Origin of the sequence: Amycolatopsis azurea DSM 43854, from assembly GCF_001995215.1 — a bacterium.
GTDB classification, from domain to species: Bacteria; Actinomycetota; Actinomycetes; order Mycobacteriales; family Pseudonocardiaceae; genus Amycolatopsis; species Amycolatopsis azurea.
In genome coordinates this window covers 164,510-184,827 of record NZ_MUXN01000025.1, presented here as the reverse complement: position 1 = coordinate 184,827, position 20,318 = coordinate 164,510, and the positions used below count along the sequence as shown (strand labels likewise).

13 protein-coding genes and 1 pseudogene are annotated in these 20,318 nt (G+C 69.9%); all 14 read left to right on the top strand.

All coding sequences use genetic code 11. From position 1 onward, the window contains the following. The first annotated feature begins 15 nt into the window (after positions 1 to 15). The 14 genes and pseudogenes from B0293_RS33360 (at position 16) to B0293_RS33300 (ending at position 20,317) form a co-directional block, all read left to right on the top strand. Complete coding sequence (locus B0293_RS33360) at positions 16 to 5,616, top strand: non-ribosomal peptide synthetase (RefSeq protein WP_005158063.1); 5,601 nt, start codon at positions 16 to 18, stop codon at positions 5,614 to 5,616. After that, positions 5,613 to 5,822 carry an MbtH family protein gene (locus B0293_RS33355; RefSeq protein WP_005158065.1) on the top strand — a complete coding sequence of 70 codons (210 nt, stop codon included), beginning with the start codon at positions 5,613 to 5,615 and terminating at the stop codon, positions 5,820 to 5,822. The genes B0293_RS33360 and B0293_RS33355 overlap by 4 nt, the downstream gene beginning before the upstream one ends. 125 nt (positions 5,823 to 5,947) lie before the next feature. Continuing rightward, on the top strand, positions 5,948 to 7,087 hold the full coding sequence (locus tag B0293_RS33350; protein WP_052014470.1) for a cytochrome P450: 1,140 nt from the start codon (positions 5,948 to 5,950) through the stop codon (positions 7,085 to 7,087). 25 nt (positions 7,088 to 7,112) lie between these two features. Then, a complete protein-coding gene (locus B0293_RS33345) occupies positions 7,113 to 8,267 on the top strand; it encodes a cytochrome P450 (protein ID WP_005158068.1) in 1,155 nt (384 codons plus the stop codon). Continuing rightward, entirely contained in the window at positions 8,257 to 9,453 is a 1,197-nt protein-coding gene (locus tag B0293_RS33340) for a cytochrome P450 (RefSeq protein ID WP_039918133.1), read from the top strand. The genes B0293_RS33345 and B0293_RS33340 overlap by 11 nt, the downstream gene beginning before the upstream one ends. A 423-nt stretch (positions 9,454 to 9,876) precedes the next feature. Continuing rightward, entirely contained in the window at positions 9,877 to 11,103 is a 1,227-nt protein-coding gene (locus B0293_RS33335) for a cytochrome P450 (protein WP_005158071.1), read from the top strand. A 30-nt stretch (positions 11,104 to 11,133) separates the two neighbouring features. Further along, positions 11,134 to 12,603 (top strand): tryptophan halogenase family protein, encoded by a 1,470-nt coding sequence (locus tag B0293_RS33330; protein ID WP_005158073.1) that lies wholly within the window; start codon positions 11,134 to 11,136, stop codon positions 12,601 to 12,603. 46 nt (positions 12,604 to 12,649) lie between these two features. Continuing rightward, positions 12,650 to 13,855, top strand: coding sequence for a glycosyltransferase (locus tag B0293_RS33325; RefSeq protein WP_005158075.1), 1,206 nt, complete (start codon positions 12,650 to 12,652; stop codon positions 13,853 to 13,855). 29 nt (positions 13,856 to 13,884) lie between these two features. Then, positions 13,885 to 15,036: a glycosyltransferase gene (locus B0293_RS33320; RefSeq protein WP_005158078.1), complete on the top strand. Its 1,152-nt coding sequence runs from the start codon at positions 13,885 to 13,887 to the stop codon at positions 15,034 to 15,036. A gap of 8 nt (positions 15,037 to 15,044) precedes the next feature. Next, positions 15,045 to 16,277 (top strand): glycosyltransferase, encoded by a 1,233-nt coding sequence (locus B0293_RS33315; protein ID WP_005158086.1) that lies wholly within the window; start codon positions 15,045 to 15,047, stop codon positions 16,275 to 16,277. Then, positions 16,277 to 17,497: pseudogene (locus B0293_RS44935) on the top strand (glycosyltransferase); the annotation flags it as partial. The gene B0293_RS33315 and the pseudogene B0293_RS44935, both read left to right, overlap by 1 nt. Before the next feature lie 15 nt (positions 17,498 to 17,512). Beyond that, entirely contained in the window at positions 17,513 to 18,262 is a 750-nt protein-coding gene (locus B0293_RS44930) for an FkbM family methyltransferase (RefSeq protein WP_407640113.1), read from the top strand. Positions 18,263 to 18,353: 91 nt separating this feature from the next. Next, positions 18,354 to 19,133: a class I SAM-dependent methyltransferase gene (locus tag B0293_RS33305; protein ID WP_005158091.1), complete on the top strand. Its 780-nt coding sequence runs from the start codon at positions 18,354 to 18,356 to the stop codon at positions 19,131 to 19,133. 26 nt (positions 19,134 to 19,159) lie between these two features. Further along, on the top strand, positions 19,160 to 20,317 hold the full coding sequence (locus B0293_RS33300) for a glycosyltransferase (protein WP_005158092.1): 1,158 nt from the start codon (positions 19,160 to 19,162) through the stop codon (positions 20,315 to 20,317). Position 20,318: the final 1 nt, after the last annotated feature.

Here is a 20,318-nt window from a genome sequence, read left to right as displayed (position 1 = left end):
TTTAAGGAGTAGATCGTGACCGTTGACGACACCCGCGCGAAGCCGCGTTCCAGCGTGGAGGACGTCTGGCCTCTTTCGCCGCTACAGGAAGGAATGCTCTACCACACCGTCTTGGACGACGACGGGCCCGACACCTACACCGTGCAGACCGTCTACGGCATCGACGGGCCGCTGGACGCCGCACTGCTGAAGGCGTCGTGGCAGGCCCTCGTGGACCGGCACGCCGCGCTGCGGGCCTGTTTCCGTTACGTCAGCGGCGCGCAGATGGTCCAGGTGATCAAGCGGGACGCCGAGATCCCTTGGCGCGAAACGGATCTCACCGGACTGCCGGACGACATCCTCGACGGCGAGGTCGACAGGCTGGCCGCGGACGAACTGGCCGAGCGGCTGAGCATCGACGCGGCGCCGCTGATGAAGCTGCACCTGATCCGGCTCGGCCCGGAACACCACCGGCTCGTGCACACCCTGCATCACGTCCTCGTGGACGGCTGGTCGATGCCGATCCTGCACCGCGAACTCGCCGCGATCTACGCCGCGGGCGGTGACGCGTCCGGGCTGCCCGCCACAGTGTCCTATCGGGACTATCTCGCCTGGCTCGGCAAGCAGGACAAGGAAGTCGCCCGTGCGGCCTGGCGGACGGAACTCGCCGGACTCGACACGCCGACCACGGTCGCGCCCGCCGATCCGGGTCGCGTGCCGGACATCCACACGACGGTCGTCGAGCTGTCCGAGGAACTGACCGACGGTCTCGCGCGGCTGGCACGCGGCCACGACCTCACGCTGAACACCGTCGTGCAGGGCGCCTGGGCCGTCGTGCTCTCCCAGCTCGCCGGCCGCGACGACGTCGTGTTCGGCGCGACCGCCTCGGGGCGGCCCGCCGATCTGGCCGGGGTGGAGTCGATGGTCGGCCAGCTGCTCAACACCCTGCCGGTGCGGGTCCGGCTCGACGGGACGCGACCGGCCGTCGAGCTGTTCGGCGACCTGCAGCGCGACCAGGCGGCGCTCATGACCCACCAGCACCTCGGCCTGCAGGACGTGCAGGCCGTCGTCGGCGCGGGCGCGGTCTTCGACACGCTCGTCATCTACGAGAACTTCCCCCGCAAGGGACTCGGGCGGTCGGCGGACGGCGGCCTGAGCCTGATCCCGGTGAAGCGGGGACGGAACTCCTCGCACTACCCGTTCACGCTGATCACCGGTCCCGGTGAGCGGATGCCGCTGATCCTCGACTACGACCGGGGTCTCTTCGACGAGGCGTCGGCCGAATCGGTCGTCGGCTCGCTGGCGCGGGTGCTGGAGCGGCTCGTCGCCGAGCCCAGGGTCCTCGTCGGCCGGCTGACGCTGGCGAGCGAGACCGAGCACGCCCTGGTGGTGGACACGTTCAACGCGACCGACGGCCCGGTACCGGGGGAGTCCGTGGTCGAACTGTTCGCGCGGCGGGTGGCCACGGCGGCGGACGCGGTGGCGATCACCGACGCGGCGGGCGCGAACCTGACCTACGCCGACGTCGACCAGGCGTCGAACCGGCTGGCCCGGTACCTCGCCGGTCGTGGCGTCGGCCGCGGCGACCGGGTCGGGGTGGCCATGGAACGCTCGCCGGAACTGCTGATCGCGTTCCTGGCGATCTGGAAGTCGGGCGCCGCCTACGTCCCGGTGGACGTGGAGTACCCGGCCGAGCGGATCACGTTCATCCTCGGCGACTCCGGCGTCTCGACCGTGCTGTGCACCCAGGCCACCGCCGGAGTCGTGCCGGAGGACGCGATCGTCCTCGACGCCTCGGAGACGCGGGCGGCCGTCGACGCTCTTCCCGCTGCGGCAACGGAATTCCGGCCGAGCGCGGACGACCTCGCGTACGTCATGTACACCTCGGGATCCACCGGCCTGCCGAAGGGAGTGGGGATCCCGCATGGCGCCGTGGCCGGTCTGGCCGGTGACGCGGGCTGGCAGCTCGGCCCCGACGACGGCGTGCTGATGCACGCGACGCACGTCTTCGACCCTTCGCTCTACGCGATGTGGGTCCCGCTTGTCACCGGCGGCCGGGTCCTGCTCACCGAACCGGGCGTGCTGGACGCGGCCGGGGTGCGGCAGGCCGTGGAACGCGGCGCGACCGCGGTCCACCTCACCGCCGGAAGTTTCCGCGCGCTGGCCGAGACCTCGCCGGAGTGCTTCGCGGGCCTGACCGAGATCGGGACCGGCGGCGACGTCGTCCCCGCGCAGTCCGTGGAGAACCTGCGGCGGGCCCAGCCCGGTCTGCGGGTGCGGAACACCTACGGGCCGACCGAGACCACGTTGTGCGCGACGTGGCTGCCGATCGAACCCGGGGACGTGATCGACCGGGAGCTCCCGATCGGCCACCCGATGACCAACCGGAAGATCTACATCCTCGACGCCTTCCTGCGCCCTGTCGCGCCGGGCGTGGCGGGCGAGCTGTACATCGCGGGCACCGGCCTGGCGCGTGGATATCTCGACAGCCCGGGCCTGACGTCCGACCGTTTCGTGGCTTGCCCGTTCCTCGACGGGGAACGCATGTACCGCACCGGCGACCGGGCACGCTGGACCCGCGACGGCGAGGTCGTGTTCCTCGGCCGCGGCGACGAGCAGGTGAAGATCCGGGGCTACCGCGTCGAACTGGGCGAGGTCGAGGCCGTACTGGCGGCCCAGCCGGGCGTGGTCGAAGCGGTCGTCATGGCGAGGGAGGACCAGCCGGGCGAAAAGCGCCTGGTGGGGTACTTCGTCTCCGACGGCAAGGACGCGGGGCCGGAAGAGATCCGGCGGCAGCTGGGTCTCGTGCTGCCCTCGTACATGGTCCCGCTCGCGGTCATCGCCCTGCCCGGGCTGCCCGTCACGCCCAACGGCAAGGTGGACCGCCGGGCCCTGCCCGCCCCGGATCTCGCCGGCCAGGCGGCGGAGAAGGCGCCGGAGAACGAGACCGAGAAGGTCCTGTGCGCGCTGTTCTCCGAGATCCTCGGTGTCCCGCAGGTGGGCGTCGACGACGCTTTCCACGACCTCGGCGGCAGTTCGGCGCTGGCCATGCGGCTCATCGCGCGGATCCGTGAGGAACTCGGCGCGGATCTGCCCATCCGCCAGCTGTTCTCCTCGCCGACGCCCGCCGGTGTCGCCCGTGCGCTCGCCGCGAAGTCCCGTCCCCCGCTGGAAGCCGTCGAGCGGCCGGACCGCGTGCCGCTGACCGCCCGTCAGCTCCGCGCCTGGCTGCTGGCCAGCCCGGGAGACGAGGCCGAGGGGCTGCACATCTCGGTCGCGCTTCGCTTGCGCGGCAGGCTGAACGTACCCGCGCTGGCGGAGGCGTTCGGCGACGTCGCGGCCCGGCACGAGATCCTCCGGACCACGTTCCCCGGCGACGCGCAGAGCGTTCACCAGCGCATCCACGACACCCTCGCGGTCGAACTGACCCCGGTCCCGGCGACCGAGGAAGAACTTCCCGGGCTCATCGCGGAGCTGCGTGAGCGGCACTTCGACCTCACCGACGAGGTGCCGTGGCGCTGCGACCTCTTCGCGCTCTCGGAGAAGGCGCACGTGCTGCATCTCAAGGTGCACCGGATCCTGGCCGACGACGAGTCGCTGGACGTGCTCTTCCGCGACCTGGCCGCCGCGTACGGCGCGCGGCGTTCGGGCCGGGTCCCGGAGCGCGCGCCGCTGGCCCTCCAGTTCGCGGACTACGCGATCTGGGAGCGGCGGCTGCTCGACGACGAGCGCGGGCAGGACAGCCTCATCAACGAGCAGATCACCTTCTGGCGGGCCAATCTGGCCGGTATCGACGGTGAGACGGTGCTCCCGTTCGACCGGCCGCGGCCGGTCGTCCCGTCACGGCGGGCCGGTACGGTCGCGGTCCGGCTGGAGGCCGAGCCGCACGCGCGGCTGACCAAGGCGGTCGCCCCGGTCGGCGCGCACGTCCTCCAGGTGGTGCAGGCGGCGCTCGCCGTCCTGCTGGTCAAATCCGGCGCGAGCGACGACGTCGTGATCGGCACGTCGCTGCCGAAGGACGACGACCTCATCGACCTCGAGCCGATGGTCGGGCCCTTCGCCCGGCCGCTCGCCCTGCGGACGAACCTCTCGGGCGACCCCTCCTTCCTGGAGGTCGTCACCCGGGCGCAGGAGGCGGCCCGGACCGCGCGCCTGTACCTGGATCTGCCGTTCGAAAAGATCGTCGAGCTGCTGGACCTGCCGGGTTCGCTCGCCCGCCACCCCGTGTTCCAGGTGGCACTGGAGGTGGGCGAGGAGGACCTCGGCGCCTGGGACGCGACGGAACTGCCCGCGCTGCGCACCGAAGCCGAGCCGGTCGGTCCCGACGCGTTCGAGCTGGATCTGTCGTTCAAGCTCACCGAGCGCCTCGATGAAGAGGACGAGCAGGACGGCATCGACGGCCTCCTGCACTACGCCACCGATCTCTTCGACGAGGCCACGGCCGGATCGCTGGCACGGCGGCTGGTCCGCGTCCTCGAACAGGTCGCGGAGAACCCGCAGCTGCGGATCAGCGAACTCGACCTCGCTCTCGACGAGGCCGAACGGGAACGTCCCGCCGAGGCACCGGCGAAGTGGGCCGGGGCGGTGCCCGCCGTGGCCGCCGAACTGGCCGAGGGCGGCCCGCTCGGCGCGCTCGTGCTCGACGACGAACTGCGGCCCGTCGTCCCGGGCGCCGTCGGCGATCTGTACCTCACCGGGGCAGTGGTGGACGCGAGTCCCGCCGAGAAGACTGTGGCCTGCCCATTCGGTACAGAGGGGAGGCGGATGGTGCGCACGGATCTGCTCGCCCGCTGGAACGCCTCCCAAGCGTTGGCCGTGGTGGGTGAGCGGCGTCTGCCGGGTGCCGCGGCGGCGACCGGCACGGGTGACTTCGAGGTGCTGCTTCCGTTGCGGGAAGGCGGAAACCGTCCGCCGCTGTTCTGCGTCCACGCGAGTGGCGGGCTCAGCTGGAACTATGCGCCGCTGCTGCGGAGCCTTCCGCAGAACCAGCCGGTGTACGGCCTCCAGGCACGCGGCCTGGCCCGCACCGAACCGCTGCCCGCCGATGTCGAAGAGATGGCGGCGGACTACGTCGAGCAGATCCGCACCGTGCAGCCGTCCGGGCCGTACCACCTGCTCGGCTGGTCGCTCGGCGGGCGGATTTCGCAGGCGATGGCCACTTTGCTTGAAGCGCAAGGGGAAGAGGTCGGCCTGGTCGCCCTGCTCGACGCCTATCCCACCGACGTCGGACGGCTGCCGCGCGCGCAGCGCGGCACCGAAGCCGACGAGGAGGCCGACGCCTTCGACAAGCAACAGGACCAGCAACTGGCGCTGGCCGCCGGAGTCGCTCGCGACGCCGGTGCCCGGACGAACCTGGAGGAGGTCATGGGGCACCTCCGCCGGATCGGGCCGGAGCACACCGCCCGGAGCTTCACCAGCGACATCCTGCTGTTCGTCGCGACGGAGAACCGGCCCTCGCATCTGCCCGCCGAGGTCGCGATCGCCAGCTGGAAGCCCCTCACCAGCGGGACCGTCGAACCGCACGAGATCGCATGCGGTCACATGGAAATGCTCCAACCCGCGGCGCTGGCCCAGATCGGGGCCGTCGTCGCCGAGAAGCTCCGGCCCCGGCCGGAGCGCGAAAGGACGCAACGATGAGCAATCCCTTCGACAACGAAGACGGCTCCTTCTTCGTGCTCGTCAACGACGAGGGCCAGCACTCGCTGTGGCCGACCTTCGCCGAGGTGCCCGCCGGCTGGACCCGCGTGCACGGTGAGGCGCCCCGGCAGGAATGCCTCGCCTACGTCGAGGAGAACTGGACGGACCTCCGCCCGAAGAGCCTCATCCAGGAAGTCGGCGGCTGAGCGGGGCTGTCCAGCCGTTCGAAGCGGTCAGTTGGACGAGCCGGCCGGGCTCGTCCGACTGACCCCGGGAAAGGACCTGTGCAGTGGAAGCGTTCGAGGAGCTCAACGTCGTCCTGCCGACGGAGATGCACCGGCGGGACCGGTTCGATCCGGTCCGGCTGCTGCTGGACTTCATGGCCAAGGGCCCGATGACCGAACTGGGCACCGAGGAGGACGGCGAAGGCCGGACAGCGTGGCTGGCCACCGGTTTCGACGAGGTCCGGCAGGTGCTCGGCTCGGACAAGTTCAGTTCCCGGCTCCTCTATGGAGGGACCGCGTCCGGCATCACCTTCCCCGGCTTCATCACCCAGTACGACCCGCCGGAGCACACGCGGCTGCGCCGGGTGTTGTCGCCCGCGTTCTCCGTCCGGCGGATGGAACGGTTCCGGTCGCAGGTCGAAGAGGTCGTCGAGGACACCCTGGACGCCATCGACTCCATCGGTGGCCCGCTGGACTTCGTCCCGCATTTCGGCTGGGCCATCGCGACCACGGCGACCTGCGACTTCCTCGGCATCCCCCGGGACGACCAGACGGAGTTGTCCCGCAGCCTGCACGCCAGCCGGGCCGAGCGGTCGGGCAGCAGGCGCGTGGCGGCCGGGAACCGGTACATGACGTACATGAGCCAGAACACGGCTCGGACGCGTCGTGACCCCGGTGACGACATGCTCGGCGTCGTCGTGCGCGAGCACGGGGACGAGATCACCGACTCGGAACTGACCGGGCTGGCCGCGTTCGTCATGGGCGCGGGCGGGGACCAGGTCGCCCGGTTCCTCGCGGCGGGCGCGTGGCTGATGGTCGAGGCGCCCGAGCAGTTCGATCTGCTCCGGGAGAAGCCGGACGTCATCCCGGACTGGCTGGAGGAAATGGTCCGGTATCTCAGCACCTCCGAGAAACTCACCCCGCGTATCGCGACCGAGGACGTGCGCGTCGGCGAATTCCTTGTCAAGGCAGGGGATACCGTCACCTGCTCGTTGATCGGCGTGAACCGCCGGGACTTCCCCGGGCCGTCGGACCGGTTCGACATCACCCGGGCGAAGACGCCGCATGTCGCGTGGGGGCACGGCATCCATCACTGCCTCGGCAGGCCGCTGGCCGACCTGATCTTCCGGGTCGCGATCCCGGCGCTGGCGACCCGCTTCCCGAAACTCCGGCTGGCCGAGCCGGACCGCGAGATCAAACTGGGGCCGCCGCCGTTCGACGTGAAAGCCCTGCCGCTCGACTGGTGACACCGCGAAAAGCTTGAGGAGAATCATGGTAGTTCCGCTGCCACATCAGCGGTTCGGGCTCGACCCGGTGCCGGAGCTCAGCGATCTGCAGAAGAGCGGGCCGCTGCACGAATACGACACCGAGCCGGGACTGGACGGCCGCAAGCAATGGCTCGTCACCGGCTACGACGAAATCCGGGAGATCCTTTCCGACGTCACCCGGTTCAGCTCCATGCGCCCGGTCGACGACGAGTCGGAACGGGCCTGGCTGCCGGGAATCCTGCAGTCCTACGACCCGCCGGACCACACCCGGTTGCGGGGGACCGTGACGAGGGCGAACACCGTCCGGCGGATCGAGGTCCTGCGGCCGGTCGCCGAGGAGATCGTCGAGGAATGCCTGGACGATCTGGAAGACATGGGTTCGCCGGTCGACTTCGTCCGGAACGCCGCCTGGCCCATCCCGGCGCTCATCTCCTGCGACCTCCTAGGTGTCCCGCGTGACGACCAGTACGAGCTGTCGCGGATGTTCCGGGAGAGCAGGGAAAGCCGGATCCCCCGGCAGCGGAACCTGTCGGGGCTGGGCATCGTCAACTACGCCCGGAAACTGACCGCCCGCAACCGCGCCGAACCCGGCGACGGGATGATCGGCGGCATCGTGCGCGACCACGGCGACGAGGTCAGCGACGACGAACTGGCGGGGCTGGCCGAGGGGATCATGATCGGCGCGGTCGAGCAGCTGGCCTCCCAGCTGGCGATCGCGGCGCTGCTCCTGGTGACCCATCCCGCCCAGATGGCGCTGCTGCGCGAGCGTCCGGAACTCGCGAACTCCGCGGCCGAGGAAGTGCTTCGGTACGCGTCCATCGTGGAGACCCCCTCGCCGCGGACCGCGCTGGTCGACGTGTCGATCGGCGGGCGCACCGTGCGCGCCGGCGACGTCCTGACCTGCTCGCTGCTGGCGGTGAACCGCGCGCGGGGCGAAGGGTTCGACATCACCAGGGAGAACACCGAGCACATCGCGTTCGGGCACGGCATCCACCACTGCATCGGGGCGCCGCTGACCCGGCTCCAGCTGCGGGTGGCGCTGCCCGCGCTGGTCCGCCGGTTCCCGACGCTGCGGCTGGCCGTCCCCGAGGAGGAGCTGCGGTTCAAGCCGGGCAGGCCCGCCCCCTTCGCGGTAGAGGAGCTTCCCGTTGAGTGGTGACGACTCGCGGCCCCTGCACATCCGGCGGGACGGTTTCGGCCCCGCCGAGGAACTGCGGTCCGCCGGTCCCCTGACGAAGATCACCATCGGGGAGGGCGCGGGCGCCGAGACCAGCTGGCTGGCCGCGAACCACGCCGTCGTCCGGCAAGTGCTCGGCGACCACCAGCGGTTCAGCAACCGGCGGCGCTGGCACGACCAGGACGAGGTCGGCGGGACGGGGATCTTCCGGCCTCGGGAACTGGTCGGCAACCTGATGGACTACGACCTGCCCGAGCATCCCCGGATGCGGCAGAAGCTGTTGCCGGGCTTCACTTTGCGCCGGATCCGGCGGCTCCGGCCGTACATCGAGCAGATCGTCGAGGAACGGCTCGACGCGCTGGAGGACGAGGGCTCGCCCGCGGACCTGATCGAGATCGTCGCCGACGAAGTGCCCGGAGCCGTGCTGTGCGAGCTGATCGGGGTGCCCCGCGACGACCGCACCACGTTCACCCAGCTGTGCCACCGGCACCTCGATCCCTCGCTGAGCCAACGGAAACGGGCCGCCGCGGGCGAAGCGTTCTCCCGCTATCTGCTGACGATGATCGCCAGGCAGCGCAAGGAACCGGGTGAGGGACTGATCGGCGCCGTCGTCGCGGAACACGGCGACGCGGCGACGGACGAGGAGCTTCGCGGTTTCTGCGTGCAGGTGATGCTGGCCGGGGACGACAACATCTCCGGCATGATCGGCCTGGGCGTGCTGGCACTGCTGCACCACCCCGAGCAGATCGCCGCTTTCCAGGGCGGTGATCAGGCGGCGGACCGGGCGGTGGACGAGCTGATCCGGTACCTGACCGTCCCGTACGCGCCGACACCGCGGACCGCGATGCAGGACGTCACCATCGCGGGCCAGGAGATCAAGGCGGGCGAGACGGTCACCTGCTCGCTCCCCATGGCCAACCGTGACCCCGCCCTGCTCGCGGAACCGGACCGGCTCGACGTCACGCGCGATCCCGTCCCGCATGTCGCTTTCGGGCACGGCGTCCATCACTGCCTGGGTGCTTCGCTGGCGCGCCTCGAACTCCGGGTCGTGTATTCCGCGCTGTGGCAACGGTTTCCGAAGCTGAGACTGGCGGATCCCGAGCAGGAAACCGCGTACCGGCTCACCACGCCGGCATACGGGCTGACGGAGTTGAGGGTCGAATGGTGAGAAGGCGGCGGTGAGTCGTGGGTCGGGTGGGTCGTGAGTGGTAAGTGTCGTTAGAACGTCACTTACCACTCACGACCCCCTGTACCGATGCTCTCTCTGGCGTTTTGCCTCTCGGGAGGTGTTGCGAAAGCCACTTTCGCAACCTTCAACGTTGTGAAAGTGGCTTTCGCGACACCGCTTTCCCGGGCAGATCGCGGCTGGGTCGGGTGGGTCGTGAGTGGTAAGTGACGTTAGAACGTCACTTACCACTCACGACCACCCCGACCCGCCGCCCACCGCAGCCCTGCCGCCCACCGCCCGCTTCTTCGTCCACGGCGGCACCCTGGACTTCTTTCCTGAGCACGGGCGAAGATTGGGGCACCCGAGTGTCCGAAGAGGAATCCGGAACACCCAACGCGGTCGGTGAAGGAGTTTCCACTCGATATGGATCAGGATATCGATGAGGTCGCGCCACTCGTGCGGCCGACGGCGAACTACATGCTCCGGACGCACTGCGATCCCCACGAGGACATGTTCGATCTCCGGGCGCACGGCCCGCTGGTCCGGATAGTCGGGAGCGCGTCCACCCAGCTGCGGACGGAATACGTCTGGCAGGCCATGGGATACGACGTCGTCCGGCAGATACTGGGCGACCACGAACATTTCACGACCCGGCCCCGCTGGAGCTCGGCGGAATCGCCCGCCGACGAACCCATTCCGCCGGATCTCATCGGGCAGTTGTCGGTCTACGACCCGCCCGAACACACACGCCTGCGCGGAATGCTGACGCCGGAATTCACCACGCGGCGGATCCGCAGGCTGGAACCCGCGATGCAGGAATTGATCGAGGACCGCATCGACATGCTGGAGGCCGAGGGGCCGCCCGCGGACGTCCAAGGGGTGTTCGCGGATCCGGTCGGCGGTCTGGCACTGTGCGAATTGCTCGGCATCCCACGTGACGACCGCACCGAATTCATCCGCCGCGTCCGGCAGAATGTCGCGCTCAGCCGCGGATTCAAGGCCAGGGCGCACGACAGCGCGGCGTTCAACCGCTATCTGGACGGCCTCATCGCCCGGCAGCGGGCGGATCCCGACGAGGAGTTCATCGGGGCGATCGTGCGCGAACACGGCGACGACGTCACGAACGCCGAACTGCGGGGCGTGTTCACCGCGCTCATCCTCGGCGGAGTCGAGACCGTCGCGGGAATGATCGGCTTCGGTGTGCTCGCTCTGCTGGAGCATCCCGAGCAGAAGGATTTGATGCTCTCCGGCAAAGAAGAGGCGGATCGGGTCGTCGCCGAATTGCTGCGATACCTGTCGCCCGTGCAGCAGCCGAACCCGCGGCTGGCCATCAAGGACGTCGTCGTCGGCGGTCAGCTGATCAAGGCGGGCGAGTACGTGATGTGCTCGATCCTGATGGCCAACCGCGACGAGGCGCTGACGTCGAACGCCAACGTCCTCGACGCGAACCGCACTTCGGGTTCCCACGTCGGATTCGGGCACGGGATCCATTACTGCATCGGCGCGGCGGTGGCGAGGTCGCTGCTGCGGATGGCCTACCAATCCCTTTGGGGCCGGTTCCCCGATCTGCGCCTCGCCGTACCCCGCGAGGAAATCAAGCTGCGGAACGCGTTCATCGATTGCCCGGACCAATTACCGGTCGCCTGGTAGCAAATGACGTCGACAGAGGAATGGTGAGAGATGTCGGTCGAAGAATTCGATGTGGTGGTCGCCGGTGGCGGGCCGTCCGGGTCGACCCTGGCGACGTTCGTGGCCATGCAGGGCCATCGAGTGCTGTTGCTGGAGAAGGAACTCTTCCCCCGGTACCAGATCGGCGAGTCGCTCCTGCCGTCCACGATCCACGGCGTGTGCCAGATGCTCGGCATCACCGATGAACTGGCGGCGGCCGGTTTCCCGATCAAACGCGGCGGCACGTTCCGGTGGGGCGCCCGGCCGGAGCCGTGGACGTTCTCCTTCTCCGTCTCGCCGCGGATCACCGGTCCGTCGTCGTTCGCCTATCAGGTCGAGCGGGCGAAGTTCGACCAGATCCTGCTGAACAACGCCAAGCGCAAGGGCGTCGAGGTCCGCGAGGAGTGTTCGGTCACCGACGTGCTCGAAGAGGGCGAGCGGGTCACCGGCGTCCGGTACACCGATCGTGACGGTAACGAGCACGAGGTCAACGCGACCTTCGTGATCGACGCGTCGGGCAACAAGAGCCGGCTCTACTCCAAGGTCGGCGGCTCGCGGAACTACTCCGAGTTCTTCCGCAGCCTGGCGCTGTTCGGCTACTTCGAAGGCGGCAAGCGGCTGCCCGAGCCGTACTCGGGCAACATCCTGAGCGTCGCGTTCGACAACGGCTGGTTCTGGTACATCCCGTTGAGCGACACGCTGACCAGCGTCGGCGCGGTGGTGCGCCGGGAGGACGCGGACAAGGTCCAGGGCGACCGGGAGAAGGCGCTCACCTCCTTGATCGCCGAGGCCCCGTTGATCGCGGAGTACCTCAAGGACGCGAAGCGGGTGACGACGGGCAAGTACGGGGAGATCCGCGTCCGCAAGGACTATTCCTACAACCAGACCGAGTTCTGGCGGCCGGGGATGATCCTGGTCGGTGACGCCGCCTGCTTCGTCGACCCGGTGTTCTCTTCCGGCGTGCACCTGGCGACCTACAGCGGTCTGCTCGCGGCGCGGTCGATCAACAGCGTCCTCGCCGGGGATCTGGACGAGAAGACCGCCCTGACCGAGTTCGAGGCGCGATACCGCCGCGAGTACAGCGTGTACTACGAGTTCCTCGTGGCGTTCTACGAGATGAACGTGAACGAGGAGTCGTACTTCTGGCAGGCCAAGAAGGTCACCAAGAGCAAGCACACCGACCTGGAGTCGTTCGTCGACCTCGTCGGCGGGGTGTCCTCCGGGGAGAACGCCCTGGTGAACCAGCTCGTCGAGCGCAGCGCCGAGTTCGCCACCGCCGTCGACACGATGGCGGGCGGTGACGACGCCAGCATGGTGCCGCTGTTCAAGTCGCAGGTCGTCCGGCAGGTGATGCAGGAGGGCGGCCAGGAACAGATGCGGGTGGTCCTCGGCGAGGACGCCGAGCCGGAGATGCCGCTGTTCCCCGGCGGGCTGGTGGTCTCGCCCGACGGCATGAAGTGGCTGCCCCACCATCCCGTCTGAGCCGACCCAGCCGACGCCGGAACCAGCGGAACGAGGGAAGTACGCGATGCGGGTGTTGTTGTCGATGTTCGGGACACGCGGGGATCTCGAACCGGTGCTGGCGTTGGCGGTGCGGTTGCGGAACCGCGGCGTCGAGGTGCGGGTCTGCGGGCCCGCGGACTTCGCGGAGCGGCTGGCCGAATTCGGGGTGCCGATGGTGCCGGTCGGCCCGCCGGTCCGGACGGGCGCGGGGCCAGGGCCCGGGTTCGCGACCGAGCTGATCGACGCGCAGTTCGACCAGGTGCCCGCGGCCGCCGAGGGCTGTGACGTGGTGGTGGCGACGGGGATGGTGGCCGTCGCCTCCGCCGTCCGGTCGGTGGCGGAGAAGCTGGGGATCCCCTACTTCTACGCCGCCTGCCATCCGATCGACATCCGGTCGCCGTTCGACCCGCAGCTGCGGCCCGATCGCGACGGCGAGTCGTTCGCGCTGGACGACACCGACCAGCATTCGCTGCGGGACATGCGCGACGAGGGCCTGTTCCAGCGGTTCGGAGAACCGGTCAACCGCAGGCGGGCCGCGCTCGGGCTTCCGCCGGTGGACGGCATCATCGACCACGCCTACACCGATCGCCCCTGGCTGGCGGCGGATCCGGTCCTGGTCCCGCTGCGGCAAGGTCAGGAGGCCGTGCAGACCGGGTCCTGGTACCTGGTCGACGAACGGCCTCTGCCCGCCGAGGTGGAGGAATTCTTGGCAGCGGGGACGCCGCCGGTGTACGTGGGCTTCGGCAGCCTGGACGCTCCCGACGACGCCGCCAGGGTGGCCATCGAGTCGGTCCGCGCCCAGGGGCGCCGGGTGATCCTGTCGCGCGGCTGGGCCGAGCTGGCCCGGATCGATGACGAGAGCGACTGTCTCGTCATCGACGAGGTGAACGTCCAGGTGCTGTTCGGCCGGGTGGCCGCCGTCGTCCATCACGGCGGTTCGGGGACGGCGCACGTGGCCACCCGGGCCGGGGTCCCGCAGATCATCATCTTCCAGGGCATGGACCAGCCGTACTTCGCCGCCAGGGTCGCCGAACTGGGGATCGGCGTGGCCCACGACGGCCCGGTCCCGACCGTCGAATCGCTGTCGGCCGCGCTCGTCACGGCCCTGGCGCCGGAGACGAGCGCGCGAGCCAAGGCCGTGGCCGAGATCGCCCGCACGGACGGGGCGGCGGCGGCCGCGGAACTGGTGCTCGGCGCGGTCAGCCGGGGAATGCCCGCGGTTTCGGTGTGAACCGGACAAGCTCGATCAGGAGAGGCGAGATGCGCGTTCTGTTGTGGGCCAGGGGATCACGCGGCGACGTCGAACCGCTGGTGGCCTTGGCGGCGAAGCTGCGGGAGACCGGCGCCGAGGTGCGGATGTGCGCGCCGCCGGACAGCGCGGCGCGGCTGGCGGAGATCGGGGTGCCGCTGGTGCCGGTCGAACGCTGGAAGGGCGCGTCGGCGTCGCACGGGACGCCCGACGCCGAGGCCGGGTCGAACGCCGAGCGGCTCGAACAGATCCTCAAGGTCGCTGAAGGCTGTGACGTCGTGGTGGCGGCCGGTCTGCTCTCCGGCGCGGTCGCCGTCCGGTCGGTGGCCGAGAAACTGGGCATCCCCTACTTCAACGTCGTGCTCTGCCCGATCCACCTGCCCTCGGCGCTCCCGCCGTCGCAGCGGGCCGACTACAACCAGGGCACCGACAACCTGATCGGCGGCATGCTCAACGACCAGCGGGTCGCCCTCGGCCTGCCGCCGGTGAAGAACCTGTTCGACTACGCCGCCACCGACCGTCCCTGGCTGGCGGCGGATCCACTCCTCGCCACCTTGCGGCCGGGCGAGGAGGCGTTGCAGACCGGGGCGTGGATCCTGCCCGACGAACGGCCGCTTTCCCCTGAGCTGGAAGCGTTTCTGGCCGCGGGTGAGCCGCCGGTGTACGTCGGTTTCGGCAGCTCGCCGGAAACCGCCGACGTCGCGAGGGCGGCCATTACGGCGGTCCGTGCCCAGGGCCACCGGGTGCTCCTTTCCCGCGGCTGGGCGGACCTGGCCCTGCCCGACGACGGCGCCGACTGTTTCGCCATCGGCGAGGCCAACTTCCAGGAGCTGTTCCGCCGGGTGGCCGCCGTCGTCCACCACGAAGGCACGGGTACGACGCACGTGGCCGCGCGGGCGGGCGTCCCCCAGGTCGTGGTGCGCCACATCGTCGGCCAGGTGTACTACTCCGAGCGGATCGCCGACCTGGGGATCGGGGTGGCGATCGACGGTCCGGCACCGACGGTCGAGGCCCTGTCGGACGCGCTCACCACCGCGCTGTCCGCGGAGACCCGCGCGCGGGCGGCCGACGTCGCGGGCCGGATCCGCACCGACGGGCCGACGGTGGCCGTGGAACTGCTGCGCGACGCGGTCAGCCGGGAGAAGCCGGCGGTTCCCGCGTGAACGACGTAATGCGGGTGCTGTTGTCGACGTCCGGCAGTCGCGGCGACGTCGAACCACTGGTGGCCTTGGCGGTGCGGCTGCGGGAACTCGGGGCGGAGGTGCGGATGTGCGCGCCTCCGGACGCGGGGGAGCGGCTGGCCGAGTTCGGGGTGCCGCTGGTGCCGGTCGGCGAGTCGACGCGTGCGATGACGCACGAGAAGAAACCGCCGTCGCCCAAGGACGGACCCCGGCTTTCGGCCGAAGCGATCGCCACGCAGTTCGAGCAGGTCCCGGCGGGCGCCGAAGGCTGTGACGCCGTGGTGGCGACCGGGATGCTCGCGGCCGCGGTGGCCGTGCGGTCGGTCGCCGAGAAGCTCGGCATCCCGTACTTCTACGCCTTCCACTGCCCGATCTACCTGCCGTCGCCGCACTACCCGCCCCCGCCACCGCTCGGCGAGCCGCCCGCCCCGGCCGGGACCGACATCCGTTCGCTGTGGGCGCGGAACAGCCAGAGTGCGTATCGGCGGTTCGGCGAGCCGCTCAACAGCGAGCGGGCCGCGATCGGGTTGCCGCCGGTGGACGACATCTTCTCCTACGGCTACACCGATCACCCCTTGCTGGCGTCGGATCCGGTCGTGGCCCCCTTGTTGCCGACGGATCTCGACGCCGTCCAGACCGGGGCCTGGACACTGCCCGACGAACGGCCGCTTTCCCCTGAGCTGGAAGCGTTTCTGGCCGCGGGTGAGCCGCCGGTGTACGTCGGTTTCGGCAGTATGCGCGCCCCGGAGGACGCCGCGAAGGTGGCCGTCGAGGCGGTTCGCGCTCAGGGCCGCCGGATGATCCTTTCCCGTGGCTGGGCCGATTTGACGCTGATCGACGATCAGGCCGACTGCTTCGCCGTCGGCGAGGTGAACCACCAGGTGCTGTTCGGCCGGGTGGCCGCCGTCGTCCATCACGGCGGGGTGGGGACGACGACCGCGGCCGCGCGGGCCGGTGCCCCGCAGGTCGTGGTGCCCCAGATCGCGGACCAGCCGTATTTCGCCGGCCGGGTGGCCGAACTGGGGATCGGGGCGGCCCACGACGGCCCGACCCCGACCGTCGATTCGCTGTCGGCCGCGCTCACCGTCGCGCTCTCCCCGGAAACCCGGGCGCGGGCGGCCGCGGTGGCGGGCACGATCCACCACGACGGGGCGGCGGTGGCCGCGAAACTGGTCCTAGAAGCGGTTAACCGCCAAGGATCCACAGAACGAGGAACCCTGTGATGCGTGTCTTGTTGTCGACGAGCGGACTCCGCGGCGACGTCGAACCGATGGTGGCGCTGGCGACCCGGCTGCGGGCGCTGGGTGTCCAAGTGCGGATGTGCGCACCTCCGGACGCCGCGGACCGCTTCGCCGGTCTCGACGTCGAGGTGGTCCCGGTCGGACAGTCGCTGCGCGCGATGATGCGCGCGATCACCGGATCGTCGCGCGGGGACGGGCTCCGGCTCCCTGCCGAGGAGATCGACGAGCAGTTCGACCAGGTCCCGGCGGCCGCCGAGGGCTGCGACGCGGTGGTGGCGACCGGAGTGCTGTCCGCCGCGATCGGGGTGCGGTCGGTCGCCGAAAAGCTGGGCATCCCGTACTTCTACGCCGCCTACTGCCCGATCTACCTGCCCTCGCCGCATTTTCCGCCACCGCTCGGACGCGGTGACGGTGAGCCGCCCGAGGACCTGGACATCAACGACAACCGGGCGCTGTGGGAGTTCTACAACCAGGTCTACTTCGACAGGTACGGTGGCCCGCTCAACCGCAGGCGCGCCGAAATCGGGCTGCCGCCGGTGGAGAAGCTCATCGACTACGGCTGCACCGACCGGCCCTGGCTGGCCGCGGACCCGCTCCTGGCCCCGCTGAAGCCGGACCAGGACGTGGTGCAGACCGGGGCGTGGATCCTGCCCGACGAACGTCCGCTTTCCCCTGAGCTGGAGGCGTTTCTGGCCGACGGTGAGCCGCCCGTGTTCGTGGGCTTCGGCAGTACCTCGGACACCGACGTCACCGCGAAACTGGCCGTCGAGGCGATCCGGGCCCAGGGCCGCCGGGTCGTTCTTTCCCGTGGCTGGGCCGAGCTGGCCCTGCCCGACGACCGGGCAGACTGTTTCGCCGTCGGTGAGACCAACTTCCAGGCGCTGTTCGGCAGGGTCGCCGCCGTCGTCCATCACGGCGGTGGCGGAACGACGACCGTGGCTGCGCGGGCGGGTGTCCCTCAGGTCGCCATACCCCAGATGACGGATCAGCCGTACTTCGCCGATCAGGTGGCCGCGCTGGGTATCGGCGTGGCCTTCGAGGAGTACGGCCCGGCCCCGACTTTCGAGTCCTTGTCCGCCGCGCTCGCCACGGCGCTTTCCCCGGAAACCCGCGAGCGGGCGGCCGCCGTGGCCGCCGAGATCCGCTCCGACGGGACGACGGTCGCCGCCGGACTGCTACGCGACGCGGTCGGCCGAAGCGAGAAAGGAAACTCGAACATGTCCGGAAACATCACGCAGGCGAACGAGCCGGTGCTGGTCGAGGTGACGGAGGACTTCACCTGCTACGCCGGTCCGGATCCGTCGGGTCAGCACGACGAGCTGATGTTCATCTTCAACGAGGTCTTCCATTTCGACACCTACGCTCAGAGCGTTGGCGCGGTACCCGAGAACGGGGTCATTCTCGACGTCGGCGCCAATGTCGGGCTTTTCTCGATTTACGCGAAAAGGCAAAAACCGAATGCCAAGCTGATCGCCTTCGAGCCCATTCCGGCGTCGGCTGCGGCGCTGCGCCGGAACGTCGAACTGCACGGCATGTCCGGCCTGACCATTCACCAGCTGGCCTTGGGCGAGGCGGATCGGAAGGACGTCGCCTTCACCTACTACCCCGGCATGCCCGGGAACTCGACGCGGCATCCGGAGACGAAGAACGAACACTTCGCGGCTCAAGCGGTCGAGGTCGGCGTCGAGGTGGCGACACTTTCCTCCGTGCTGGCACAGCATCCCGAGCTGGACCGCGTCGACCTGGTCAAGGTCGACGTCGAAGGTTCGGAGCTGGAGGTCCTCGCCGGATTGACCGAGGACGACTGGGCGAAGATCCGGTCCTGGGTCATCGAAATCAGCGACGCGAAGGGCGAGTTGGCCGAACTCCGGAAGGAACTGGAGAGCCGCGGTTACACCGTGGAGGCCGAACTCGACGACAAGATCATGGTGGAACCGATGTATCTGGTGCACGCTTCCCGAAAATGACGCCATTCCGTGGCCGACGTGGACATCGCGCAAAATGACTAGGGTGGAAAACATGTCCAAGCTTGCCTCTGAACCGCATGAGAACCGGCAAATGGCGGAGTGGTTCGGTCTCGACGCCGCGCGCTACGACCGCGCCCGCCCCGGCTATCCGGGCGCGCTGGTCGACCGGATCATCGGCTTGAGCCCCGGCAAGAACTTCGTGGACGTCGGCTGCGGCACGGGCCTCTCCTCGCGTCCGTTCCAGGCGGCGGGCTGCACGGTGCTCGGAGTCGAACCGGACGCGCGGATGGCGGACGTCGCGCGAGGGCGGGGTCTCGACGTCGAGGTCGCCAAATTCGAGGACTGGGACCCGGCGGGCCGCACCTTCGACGCGGTCGTCTCGGGTACCGCCTGGCACTGGGTGGACCCGCTCGCGGGGGCGCGCAAGGTGGCGGGCGTGCTGGCGCCGAACGGCCTGATCGCGTTGTTCGACAACGGTTTCGAGCTGCCGCCGGCCGTCATGAAGGCGCAGGGCGAGGCGTACCGGCACGCCGTTCCCGACGCCTCCTTCCAGGAACCGTCCAAAGAGGACAGAGAAGGGGACGTGGAGGAGTACGCCAAACAGATCTACGCCAAGCAGTACGTGAAGGCGGCCGAAGGCATCCAGCAGACCGGTGCGTTCACCGAGCCGCAGCGACTGCGCTTCGTCTGGGAACGCGTCTACACCCGTGACGAATGGCTGGACCTGGTCCCCACCCAGGGCGGGCTCAACCACCTCGACGACGACGCGCGCACCCGGTTCCTCACGCATCTCGGCGCGTCGATCGACGCGCTGGGCGGCTCCTTCACCATTCACTACGCCACCGAAGGCATCACCGCGACCAGGCGGTGAACGCCATCGGGAGAAGGGGAACCGGCATGCGGGTGTTGTTCTGGGCGTACGGGCCGCGCGGGGATGTCGAACCGTTGGTGGCACTGGCGGTGCGGGTGCGGGAACTCGGCGCGGAAGTGCGGATGTGCGCGCCTCCCGACTACGTGGAGCGGCTGGCGGAAGTCGGTGTGCCGCACGTGGTCGTCGGCGAGTCGGTGCTCGAAGGGGCCCGAAGCGGGCTGGGCGGGCCGCCCGACCCCGAGCAGGCCGTCGCGGGGATCGCCGAGCAGTTCGACAAGGTCCCGGCGGCCGCCGAGGGCTGTGACGTGGTGGTCGCGAGCGGTCTGCTGACCGGCGCGATCGCCGTGCGGTCGGTGGCCGAGAAGCTCGGCATCCCGTACTTCTTCGCCGTCGCGTCCCCGATTCTGCAGCCGTCACCGGAGCAGCGGGGCATGTACAACCAGGGCATCGACAAGATGTTCGGCGGCGCGCTCGACGATCGGCGCGCGGCGATCGGCCTGCCCCCGGTGCGGAACCTGTTCGACTACGGCTGCACCGATCGTCCTTTGCTGGCGGCGGACGAGGTCTTGGCCCCGCCGCGGCCGGAGTTGGCCGGGGTGCGGACCGGAGCGTGGATGGTCTCCGACGAACGGCCGCTTTCCCCTGCGCTGGAAGCGTTCCTGACGGACGGCGAGCCGCCGGTGTACGTGGGTTTCGGTAGCTCGCCCGCTCCCGACGACGTCGCCAGGGTGGCCGTCGAGGCGATCCGGTCCCAGGGCCGCCGGGTGATCCTCGCGCGCGGCTGGGCCGGTCTGACGCTTCCCGACGACGGCGCCGACTGTCTCGCCATCGACGAAGTGAACCAGCAGGTGTTGTTCGGCCGCGTGGCCGCCGTCGTCCACCACGGCGGGGTCGGCACGACGCATGTGGCCACGCGGGCCGGCGTCCCCCAGGTCGTGGTCCCGCAGATCGCGGACCATCCGCACCACGCGGGCCGGGTGGCCGAGCTGGGTGCCGGGGTGGCGCACGACGGTCCGAACCCGACCGTCGGGTCCCTGTCGGCCGCGCTCGTCACGGCCCTTTCCCCGGAAACCCGCGCGCGGGCCACTGCGGTGGCGGGCACGATCCGCGCCGATGGGACCACGGTGGCCGCGGAGCTGCTGCTCGACGCGGTCAGCCGGGAGAAGCCGTCTGTTTCTGTCTGAA

Excerpts from the sequence above, each read along its gene's own strand:
- B0293_RS33355 (WP_005158065.1), top strand. The coding sequence starts at position 5,613 with ATGAGCAATCCCTTCGACAACGAAGACGGCTCCTTCTTCGTGCTCGTC.
- B0293_RS33350 (WP_052014470.1), top strand. The coding sequence starts at position 5,948 with ATGCACCGGCGGGACCGGTTCGATCCGGTCCGGCTGCTGCTGGACTTC.
- B0293_RS33345 (WP_005158068.1), top strand. The coding sequence starts at position 7,113 with ATGGTAGTTCCGCTGCCACATCAGCGGTTCGGGCTCGACCCGGTGCCG.
- B0293_RS33335 (WP_005158071.1), top strand. The coding sequence starts at position 9,877 with ATGGATCAGGATATCGATGAGGTCGCGCCACTCGTGCGGCCGACGGCG.
- B0293_RS33330 (WP_005158073.1), top strand. The coding sequence starts at position 11,134 with ATGTCGGTCGAAGAATTCGATGTGGTGGTCGCCGGTGGCGGGCCGTCC.
- B0293_RS33325 (WP_005158075.1), top strand. The coding sequence starts at position 12,650 with ATGCGGGTGTTGTTGTCGATGTTCGGGACACGCGGGGATCTCGAACCG.
- B0293_RS33320 (WP_005158078.1), top strand. The coding sequence starts at position 13,885 with ATGCGCGTTCTGTTGTGGGCCAGGGGATCACGCGGCGACGTCGAACCG.
- B0293_RS33315 (WP_005158086.1), top strand. The coding sequence starts at position 15,045 with ATGCGGGTGCTGTTGTCGACGTCCGGCAGTCGCGGCGACGTCGAACCA.
- B0293_RS44930 (WP_407640113.1), top strand. The coding sequence starts at position 17,513 with ATGTCCGGAAACATCACGCAGGCGAACGAGCCGGTGCTGGTCGAGGTG.
- B0293_RS33305 (WP_005158091.1), top strand. The coding sequence starts at position 18,354 with ATGGCGGAGTGGTTCGGTCTCGACGCCGCGCGCTACGACCGCGCCCGC.
- B0293_RS33300 (WP_005158092.1), top strand. The coding sequence starts at position 19,160 with ATGCGGGTGTTGTTCTGGGCGTACGGGCCGCGCGGGGATGTCGAACCG.